Genomic DNA, 9,634 nt, shown 5'->3' with positions numbered 1-9,634 from the left:
ATATCGAAAGGGTATGGCGCTCGAAGTGTTCGGCGGCCTGGTCGCGCATCAGTTCAAATGCGCTACGGCGTTCGAGCAGCGTCTGACCTTGCGCGATCAGCCTTTCGAGTTCGACGGACTTGACCTCGGATCCATCTTGTTCCCGTTGCAGGCGCTGCTGAGCGAGTTCGTTGTCGTCGAGCTCGCGTTCGATCCGATGCGTTGCGCGGTGGAACAGGTTGACCGCGCCCCACAGGAGTTCCTCAAGGTCGGGTTCAAGCCGTGTGTCGGCCAGCGCTACCACCAGGGCGTCGAAGATGTCGGATATGCTGGCCGCGATAGCGTGGCCTTCGGGAAGCGGGCGTGGATCGGGTTCGTCGTCGAAGGGACGGTGACCGTAGAGCTGGAGTTCCTGGAGGACGTGGTCAGTCGGAGATGACGTATGCGATGGTTTGAAGGCGGTGTCATCGTGGTCGTCCATGGTGGTTTTCCTTCTCCGTAACGGCCGCGCCATCGCGGCCTTCATGGCGACGAAGGCGGCGGGCGGCCTGGACTTGCACCCGCAGCGCCAGCGCAGGGCCGCAACGACAGTGGAGGATGGCGACAGCCTGGTTATTTTGTTTCGCGATGGAAAGGCCCGCTTCCTCACGCGGCTACCGCGTGGGGTGGAACGGGCCGCCGGAAAATAGCCGGAGCGCAGCCATTGTCAGTCCGGGCCGGTCGCGGCCCGATCGCCCTCTGGAAGGCCTTGGGGCGGTTTTTTGCGGGGAGGATCACCATGCACACATGGATCGCCCGACAGCGACCTGCCCGTCTCCTCCTCTTTCCGGTCACCCCGTCAGGGCCATGAAGCGGGCGACATCATGGGGGGCGATTTGAGGGCGCAAGATCGCTCTTAGGGCATCGAGACCAAGCAGCCGCAGGTCCTCGTTGAAGTCACCAAGTCGCGGCGTCAGCACCTTCGCCTCGATCCCCGCCGAGTTGGCGCGTATGACAAGGGTCGCCACGGCCCCATCTCCCGCCGGATCTTTGTCGCGGGCGATATAAAGTCGCCGCAGGGCGCAGGGGAACTGTATTGCTGACAGATGAGCCGCCGATAAGGCTGCGATCGCCGGCATTGTCGGCAGCGCCGAGCGTTGCGAGAGCATTGTCTCGATGCCTTCACCGGCCACCACCACATCGCAGCCGACACCGAAGCGGACCGCGTGCCCAAGTAGTTCGCCCATGGCCCGCCTGGGAGTATCTACCGGAGCGCGGCCGAGATGGGCCTCGCTGAAACCCTGGGGATCGAGCCAGGTACGGTGTGCGCCAGTAAGCTTGCCAGTGAGGTCGGTGACGGCTGCAATCATCGCCGGCCAGGTCTCGGTCGGGCCGTTATCGTCGGGACGGTAATAACAATGCGGATGAAACCGCAGACATCCGGTCTTGTGCAGAGCTGTTATGCCGCGTGCACGCAAATACGTCTCCACGAGCGTCCTTGAAATCGGTTGCGACATGGAAATCAGTCGCCGCGCGGCCTCCGCGGAACCGGAAGGGGCGAGGGTCTTGGTCCACATCGGTGCTGTCGGCTGCTGTTCGGAACGCGGCAAGCTTAGGAAGGTGCGGGCTTCCGCAGCGACATCGCGAAAGTCGATCAGACCGCAGCTCTCCCGGATAACATCCAGCAAGTCGCCGTGCTCTCCCGTGGCAGCGTCGGTCCATTTGCCGGCCGGGCCTTTGGGAGAGTCGTTCAGCCGCACGTACATCGAACGCCCTGGCGTGTTTTGGGCGTCGCCGATCTGCCAATAGTTGCCCTGGCGTCGGCCGTTTGAGAGATAGTGGCGACATACCGCCTCTGCCTGCTGCCCGAGACGGCGCGCAAGATCATGCTGGTTTTGCGGCACGGTGCGCCTCCAAGGGAAAGGCCCGCCGTCGCCGGCGGGCCAGATGAGGAATTTCCGCCGCTCATTCAGCCGCGATCGTGTGAAGTGCTTTGTCGGCTTCGTCATTTTGGGCGAAGCGGTCGGCTTCGCCCATGGACGTTTCGCCGTCGTTCTCCGCCGTCGGTTCGACCACGGGTTCCGACGCTTGCGTTTCCTCGACTTCTGCTTCCCGGTGCCCCGGCGTGCGCAGCGGTTCGGGGAGCCAGCCGGCGTCGGCGATCAGCATTTCCGCCTCACTTGCCATGTCGCCCTTCTTCAGATGCATCAACCGGTCAGCAGCCTGCTGTCCTTTCGCTTCGGTGACCGCCTGGAGAATGCGGGCCTTCGTGACGCGGCCTAGGAAGTTGTCCACAGCCGGCCGCCAGCCGGCCGCCGCCATGTCGAGCTCGACGGCCTGCGCCAGCCGGTCGGCATGGGCGAGCGCACGTGGCCGCCGGTTCCACGCTTCATGCACGGCGTTCACCGACAGACTGACGATGTGAGCGAACAGCGCGGTCTGGCGATCGCGATCCCAGTCCCGAAGCGCGTCCCACAGGTCCGCCGCTTCCTTCGGCAAAGCCTTGGCCCAGTCGTCGTGTCGGACGCGGATCGCCTGACCACAGATGCTGTCGTTCAACCCTTGAGCTTGGGCGCCGAAGCTAATGCTCTTCAGATCCAGTTCCAGGCAGCTTTCTGATCCGTATTGGTAGAAGATCTTCAGCGCGAGCGCGTGCAACGCTGCGAGGAAGGCGATGTCAGGCCGTTCGCCTAGCGCCTGGCGCAAGCCAAGCGTGCGATGTGCCGTCAGCTCCGTCATGAGCCGGTCCGAGATAGGCGAAAGCCCTTCATTATCTTCGGGCTCGGCCAGCGGCTCGCTATCCATCCTGACGCCGTCGTCATCATGAATCGCCCCAGCCGTGAGATGCTCGTTTCCGCCTTCGGCCGTCTGTGTATCGACCGGTAGTTCGTCTTCAGAACGCACATGGCCGCGCTCGACGCGCAGACAACCGTCAGGAGCGATGCTGATAAAGGCGCCGGCGCGGGCAATATCGGCTGGGTCGAAGGCGATTGGTCGGGCCTCGAAGGATTCGAGGCCAGTCTCCAATTCAGCGAGACGTTGATCGATCTCGTCCGGAAGGTCCTCCACGCTGTCATATTGCTCGGACAGACGATCGAACTCGGCCTGCAAGGCCTCGCGCGTCGTCACCTCCTCGGCCGAAAGCGGCATCGGCTCGCCGCGAAGTTGGCGGAGCCCGAAGGTGTGGCCGTAGGCGAAGTCGGGCGCGACCTCGATCCACTTCCAGCCTTCGACGAGAACCGCCTCCGCCTCACGTTCCAGCTTTTCCGCGACCAGCCGATCTACCAGCAGGACGTCCTGCAGCCAGCCGCCATCATCCCCCTGGAACAGGTCGCGCATAACTATGCCTCCGGCATCGCCGTACGCTTCGATGCCGATGAACTGCACCCGCTTGTCTGACGTACGCACCGCGCCCTCGGTCAGCATACGGCGGATGGCATAGGGCTGCTTGTCATAGGAAGCCTTCATGCGCTCGAACACCTGCTGCTGGCGTTCGTGGTCGCCGGAGACGGTGAACGCCATGAGTTGATCGAGTGTCAGGCCGTCCTCCGCGTAGGTTTCAAGCAGCGACGGCGACACCGAGGCCAGCTTCAAGCGCTGCTTGACGACACTGACCGAGACGAAGAAGGCAGCAGCGATTTCCTCCTCCGACTGGCCCTTCTCTCGCAGGGCGAGAAAGGCGCGGAACTGATCGAGGGGGTGCAAGGGTGCTCGCTGGACGTTTTCCGCCAGAGAGTCCTCTTCGGCAATGCCTTCCTCGCGCACGACGCAGGGGACCGGCGCTGTCTTGGCGAGCCGCTTTTGCCTCACTAGCAGCTCCAATGCACGATAACGCCGGCCGCCGGCCGGAATCTCGAACATGCCGGTTTCGACACCGGCTTCGTCTTTGACCGGTCGCACGCTGAGGCCTTGCAGCAGTCCACGGCGGACAATGTCCTCGGCGAGTTCCTCGATCGATATGCCAGCCTTCACGCGCCGGACATTCGCCTGGCTGAGCAAGAGCTTGTTGAAAGGAATGTCGCGCGAGGGCGACAGGGTGATCTTTTTGGCATTGGTAGCCATCAGGATGTACTCCGCGACGGGCGGCCCAAAGCCACTCTCTCGGCCTCCAACCCGTCACGAAGCGCAGCGCCGCCCTCTGACTCTTGAGGCGGCGCCGCGGAACGACGAAGAAGTAGAAGGACGCGAAGCAACGAAGCTGGAGACTGCGTTCGCATCTCCGGCACCCGAAACTCACGCCGCTCGGTCGAGCAGTTTCTTCGCCCGCGCCTCCAGATCGAGCCGAGCATCCTGATGAGCCTTGTCGCGCGCTACCGCCGTGATGCCCTGCACGAAGTCGAACACGCTTTCAGGCTTACGCCCTTCCTCGGCCAGCACCGTCTCAATGATCTTCGCCGCCTCGGCTTTGGAGAAGCCGCGCTTGCGCAGGAAGTCGCAGCGGTCCTCATCGGTGCGGGCGACGATCCGCTCCCGCGCCGCCTTGATGCCGTTGACGAAGGGCACTGACGAGGAGTTGGCGAAGCGTGCCAGCGCCGGTGCGGCCTCGTGCGCGAAACGCGATGCAGCGTATTTCGAATGGCGGATGGTAATCTCCTCGAAACCTTCAACACCCCAGAGATTGCGGTTCTGGCAGACGGCGCGGAGGTAGAAGCTCGCTATGCCGAGCGTCTTGGCGCCGACCTCCGAGTTCCAACAGTAGAAGCCGCGGAAATAGAGATCGGGCGAGCCATCCGGGAGCCGCCCAGCCTCGATCGGGTTGAGGTCGTCGACCAGAAAAAGGAAGACGTCGCGGTCGGAGGCATAGAGCGTCGTAGTGTCCTTCGTGACGTCGATGTGAGGATGGTAGACGCCGGTGGACCATTCAAGTACGCCGGGCACTTTCCACCGGGTGTCGCCGGTGCCGTTGCCGGCGATACGCTGCACGGCGGCGACGAGTTCATGGTCGAAGATGCGGCCGTAGTCCGGGCCGATGAGCGCGCGCAGCTCGATGCGACCATCCTCGGTCTCGAGCGTCTTCACCTGCTCGGCGCGGTGGGACGCCAGGCCGTACTGCAAATTAATCCCGGCGAGCGGTGCTGGAAGCTGGCGCAGATAGGCCGTCGGGGCGCCAACGAGGCTCGCGAGTTGGCCAAAGCTCCAATGGGTCGGGATAATGGGCGTGTCCTTGCCTGGCAGCACCAGCGATAGGCGTTCGGCATCGTCTCGGCTTGCCTCCACCCGAATAGCCGCGCTGTCCACCGTCCTCGTCCGGCTGCGCTCGGTCCGGATCTGCACCGCGGCGAATAGCTCCGACAAAGACAGGTAGCGCTCATCGGCCGGCCGCGAAAACCATTCCGAGGATACGCGGCCAATCCGCTCGCCGCGGCTCACATCCACCTTATATCCGCCCGAACGATCCCGGGTGGCGTCCAAAACTTGTGTCATGGGTCGTCTCCATGACGGGCGCCGGGAGCCACTCTCCCAGCTATCAGCCCGTCACGGAAGCTCATCCAAACTCTCACTCTCTTGTCTCAGGATGTCGGGCCGCAATATTCGCGCTCCTTCGAGAGTCCCTTGTCGCCGACCCAACTTTTTTGCTGCGACGCAGCCGATATCACATTCGAGCGAATACTCATCCGATCTGAAATTGACGATGGTTATTGTATGCACCGCCGATTTCTACGCCAGGGTGTCCCAATCACCGCAGAATAGATTTGATGTCATTCACACATCGCCCTTGGATCCGTACATTCCGACCGGATGATCGCCTAAGTAAGCTCTATGCGATGACGATCAGCTTGTTTTCCAATGTCTCCCCGAAAGGCAAGCAATGAGCATTACAGAGCAGTTGGACGACCGTACGCCCCTACGAATTAACATAGCTGCCGAAATCGCCTTTCCGGACGGCTCTATGGGTGCGGCAGGTCTACGAAAAGAACGAGATGCTGGCCGTCTTCAGACAGAGTTGATTGCTGGCAAGGAATACGTCACTTTGGCAGCGATCGCAGAAATGAGAGAACTATGCCGCGGACGTCGAAAGGAGCGCGCCTTGTGTGGCGCGCCGAAAGCAGAAGGGTGGACGGAAAGCTCCGCAACGCAGCCGGCTGGTTCATCCGCGACGGCGCAACCTTCCTCAGCGCTTGCGGCGGCACTGGCGAACGCGAACGCGCTGAAAAGCGGCTCGCCAGTCACATTACCGAAAAATACCGACCGGCCCGCGAGCGCGGTCGTGATTCCGCCACGGTCTCGATAGCAGACGCCGTAAGCGTATACCTTACCGACGTCGCGCCCTCGCACGCCAAGCCGAAGGAAACCGCCGAACGGCTGATCGTTGTTCTAACGTGGTTCGGCGACAAAAAAATCGGCGACATCGATGGCAAGATGTGTCGCGATTACGCCAAGGCACACGGCAAGGGCGCTGCCGCCAGGCGTCAGTTGGAGGATTTGAGAGCGGCGCTGAACCATTATCATCGCGAAGGCTACATAACTTCTGCGCCGGCAATTGTGCTGCCCGCGAAGGCAGCACCGCGCGACCGCTGGCTGACCCGCGACGAGGCAGCCGCCCGTCAGGCTGCCTGATCGCCTCCTGGCACATGTGCGCCGATGGGCGAGCACACCGCTGGAGATCAAGACCAAGGGCCGCGGAAAAAGCGCCAGCATTGGCCGCATGATCGCCCATGACTACGTGGTCGAGTGGAACGGCAAACCGGTGCAGTCGATCAAGAAGGCCTTCCGCTCGGTGGTCGAGGCAGCCGGACTTGGCTGGTATGAGGAGGTTGCGACACCGCACGGCAGCGCCCGGCGCGTCTTCCGCACAGACATCACCCCGCACGTTTTCCGCCACACGGCCGCGACCTGGCTGATGCAGCGCGGTTCCGATCCCTGGGCAGCGGCCGGATACCTCGGTATGAGCGTTCAAGTGCTCATTCAGACTTATGGCCATCATCACCCCGATTTTCAGGCCCAGGCCGCTGAGGCAATCGTCTCCAAGTCACGGATGCGAAACCTGCCCAAAACGACAGTCAGCACGCGCGCGGCACAGAAGGAGAACATTTCCAGCTACCCCACAGTTACCCCACAGATATACCGGAAATAAACGTGAACATTGGCCTTCAGACGACACCAGAAATGGCGGAAATCCGGGCTTTTGCTGCCTAACCCGCCCGTTCGGGACGAGGGGGTCGCAGGTTCAAATCCTGCCACTCCGACCAGAAAGAACAATGTATTAGCGCATCCCGACTTTGGCGCAATCGGCGATTCACCTGATAGGCCTGCGTCCAGGCTGATGCCTTTTCCCTCAGCGCGGGGAACGGACACGAAATCCCTTTCCTCGCATGACGCATGAGCACCGAGGTTCCTGCATCGTGCCGGTCAATCTGCGGGGAGTGTTCGCGGCGTCGCTGCCACGGATCACACTCCGACAGGGCATGGCGCGCGGCGCCTAACGGAGGCCGAAGAAGCTCAATATCGCAATGACGATGACCACCGCTCCAACGAGCCAAATGATATTGTTCATAGTCTCTCTCCTGTTGCCTGGTGAGCCCGCGCCTCTGGCGGAGGACACGGGCCGATCAGCCTTTGCCGACTGATCTTCAGCAGACCTCAATTGTGATGCCTGCCGCGGAGATAGAACAGTTAGACCCTCCTAATGTTCCGCAGCCTGAGTGAAACCGTAGAGAACGCGATGCCGCGACTAGCCGTGGCATGAGGATGGCTAGGGGGCGGTGGCTAAATGTTGCGGTTTTTGCATCCTTGGCTAGCGACGCCATAGCCGCCCTTCGACCTGCCGCACGTCCCCGCCTGTCCCGGGAAACCCGGAACCAAAGGGGTCAGCGGCAGTTGTATCCAAGGAAGGGCTAATCAAGGCAATGGAGAAATTGCAGTGAAAACAATGATCATGTGCGCTTTGGCGCTTTCGATGGGATTGCCCGCTTTGGCTTCGGCCGCTGAGGCGGACGTTGTCGTCACGACCCATCATCGACATCACAACCAGGTCAGGATCATCAACGAGGAAGGTCAGCGGCTTCATCACCGTCACCACGGAACGATTGCGTTCTACGACCATGGTCGCCGGCATCATTATCGGCAGGATCGGGATGCCGTTGTCGTCACCGGCTCCATCTCCACCCACCGTCACCACCACCCGGTGGTGATCGAAAACGGCGGTTACTGATTACCGACTGGTGGCCCGGCTCTCGATCAAGCCTGGCCACCAGATGACTTTCCCTGGCACGCTATGCGCGGCTGAAAATCCAGGCGCAGTGGACCGTGCCAGTCCTGAATACCCCATCACCGCTGGTAAGTTATGGAAGCTCGGCTCGGGTCAGGCAATTTTCCCGACGCTGGCCAGTCCAGCCAGGGTTTGTGCCAAATCCAGGGTTCGCTCGCCACTTGGAAGAGCGAGCGAACCCTGTCAGCGCAGGAAGGGACTGGATTGCGCCGATGTGCGAGGAGGTTAGCCGAGGACTATTGCGGCCACCATGAAAGTGATGGCCGTCGCGAAGATCGGTGCGAGCAACCAACGCGCCTGGTCAACACTCTTCTCCATCGGCTTCCTCCCACAATCTGCTAGCGGACAAACGGCGGCAATCAGCGGCCGTTCCGGGTTCCGCGCCCGGCAAGACCATTGCGTCCTGGTGCAAGACTTAAGTCCCGCGCCTTACCAGACCGAAGCCCTAACCGGGAACGTTTGCCCGCGCTCCAAGTTCGGTTGATTGGGCGCGAGGACCATCAAAAAACGAGACGGAATAAATGACCAGCACAATCTCGAATCGTGAAGACGCAAGATCCGATATCTTGCAGCTGCGCGTGGCAGACCTCCGGAGCAGGATGCGCAGCGCGCGGATCACCGAGGGCGAAATCAAGACCTTCCAAAAGGTCGCGGCGGTAATGGAGGACGGTCAAGGCCGGATCGATGGCGACGACTTGATCGCCGCATCCTTCGTTACCGACGCGCTGACGGACACGACACGTCCTGAATGACCATGCCAACAATCAGCAGGCTTTTTGAATCCCATCCCGAAGCGACCCGGATCGCCGGCAACCTTTTGGCGGCCGGGGTTCCGCGCGTACAGATCGCCATTATCGGGCCCTACCACGACGAAATCGGTGTCCTGAAATCTCCGGCAGTCATGCTTGGCGCTGCCGCCGGGCTGTTGGCGTGCCTGGGCGCTTTTGCTGCTTACGGCATCAATCCTTTCGCAACCGGCCTGTCGGCGATGGCCCTGACAGGCACGTTCTGCGGCTGCGCCCTCGGCGGCTTGCTCGGACCCTTGGTCGCGACCGCCAGAAGGCCGGAGCGCCGCAGTGTCGGCGAAGGGATCGTGCTGGTGACAGCCCATGTCGATGACAACGCGGCCGACATTGCCCAAATGGTGCTCGGCGGCGGTTGTGTCCCCATGACCGGATTGGCCGCCGAAGCAGCGTAAGAATTTTCGACGACAGTGAGACGGGCCGGTAACCAGCGCAGAGCCGGCCGGCCGGTCAAACTTTGACGAAAAGGGCATCCGCGCTAGTTTGACCGACGAATATGAGGGGGCCGGCACACGGCGAACCGGACGCGAATATGAATTTGATCTCAACAACAGGGTCAGCACCGGTTCTTCTGGCTGCCATGCTCCTGGTTGGCGGATGCGGGACGATCGGCGGAAGGGCCGATCCGGCCAAATACGAGAGCATGAGCTGCACCGAGCTTAAC

At 61.8% G+C, this 9,634-nt stretch carries 10 protein-coding genes and 1 pseudogene; 6 read left to right on the top strand and 5 right to left on the bottom strand.

What is annotated here, in order from left to right; translation table 11 throughout:
- Window positions 1–460: pseudogene (locus EOA36_RS17285) on the bottom strand (hypothetical protein); the annotation flags it as partial.
- Here EOA36_RS17285 and EOA36_RS17280 point away from each other — a divergent pair.
- Entirely contained in the window at window positions 459–668 is a 210-nt protein-coding gene (locus EOA36_RS17280; RefSeq protein WP_127278664.1) for a hypothetical protein, read from the top strand. The pseudogene EOA36_RS17285 and the gene EOA36_RS17280 overlap by 2 nt on opposite strands.
- A 141-nt stretch (window positions 669–809) precedes the next feature.
- Here the strand turns inward: EOA36_RS17280 and EOA36_RS17275 are convergent, their stop codons facing one another.
- From EOA36_RS17275 to EOA36_RS17265, 3 genes are all read right to left on the bottom strand, one after another.
- Window positions 810–1,862, bottom strand: coding sequence for a toprim domain-containing protein (locus EOA36_RS17275; RefSeq protein WP_245464389.1), 1,053 nt, complete (start codon window positions 1,860–1,862; stop codon window positions 810–812).
- Window positions 1,863–1,923: 61 nt separating this feature from the next.
- The gene (locus EOA36_RS17270; RefSeq protein ID WP_127278662.1) at window positions 1,924–4,020 is read right to left on the bottom strand and encodes a ParB/RepB/Spo0J family partition protein; all 2,097 of its coding nucleotides are present in this window, start codon (window positions 4,018–4,020) and stop codon (window positions 1,924–1,926) included.
- A gap of 171 nt (window positions 4,021–4,191) precedes the next feature.
- A complete protein-coding gene (locus EOA36_RS17265) occupies window positions 4,192–5,382 on the bottom strand; it encodes a DUF932 domain-containing protein (protein ID WP_127278661.1) in 1,191 nt (396 codons plus the stop codon).
- Between the two features lie 606 nt (window positions 5,383–5,988).
- Between EOA36_RS17265 and EOA36_RS38320 the strand changes: the two genes are divergently transcribed.
- The 5 genes from EOA36_RS38320 (at window position 5,989) to EOA36_RS17245 (ending at window position 9,365) form a co-directional block, all read left to right on the top strand.
- Entirely contained in the window at window positions 5,989–6,516 is a 528-nt protein-coding gene (locus tag EOA36_RS38320) for a hypothetical protein (RefSeq protein WP_245464388.1), read from the top strand.
- An 88-nt stretch (window positions 6,517–6,604) separates the two neighbouring features.
- Entirely contained in the window at window positions 6,605–7,033 is a 429-nt protein-coding gene (locus EOA36_RS38315) for a tyrosine-type recombinase/integrase (RefSeq protein WP_245464387.1), read from the top strand.
- A gap of 786 nt (window positions 7,034–7,819) precedes the next feature.
- On the top strand, window positions 7,820–8,110 hold the full coding sequence (locus EOA36_RS17255) for a hypothetical protein (protein ID WP_127278660.1): 291 nt from the start codon (window positions 7,820–7,822) through the stop codon (window positions 8,108–8,110).
- A 578-nt stretch (window positions 8,111–8,688) separates the two neighbouring features.
- Window positions 8,689–8,919: a hypothetical protein gene (locus EOA36_RS17250; protein ID WP_127278659.1), complete on the top strand. Its 231-nt coding sequence runs from the start codon at window positions 8,689–8,691 to the stop codon at window positions 8,917–8,919.
- A complete protein-coding gene (locus EOA36_RS17245) occupies window positions 8,916–9,365 on the top strand; it encodes a hypothetical protein (RefSeq protein WP_245464386.1) in 450 nt (149 codons plus the stop codon). The genes EOA36_RS17250 and EOA36_RS17245 overlap by 4 nt, the downstream gene beginning before the upstream one ends.
- Window positions 9,366–9,420: 55 nt before the next feature.
- On the opposite strand, the gene EOA36_RS37765 is transcribed toward EOA36_RS17245, so the two are convergent.
- The coding region (locus EOA36_RS37765; protein ID WP_210212418.1) for a hypothetical protein at window positions 9,421–9,634 on the bottom strand (214 nt) is incomplete at its 5' end.

Origin of the sequence: Mesorhizobium sp. M8A.F.Ca.ET.021.01.1.1, assembly GCF_003998025.1 — a bacterium.
GTDB lineage: Bacteria > Pseudomonadota > Alphaproteobacteria > Rhizobiales > Rhizobiaceae > Mesorhizobium.
The sequence above is the reverse complement of the archived record's forward strand: the minus strand, read 5'-3'. Positions and strand labels throughout refer to the sequence as shown.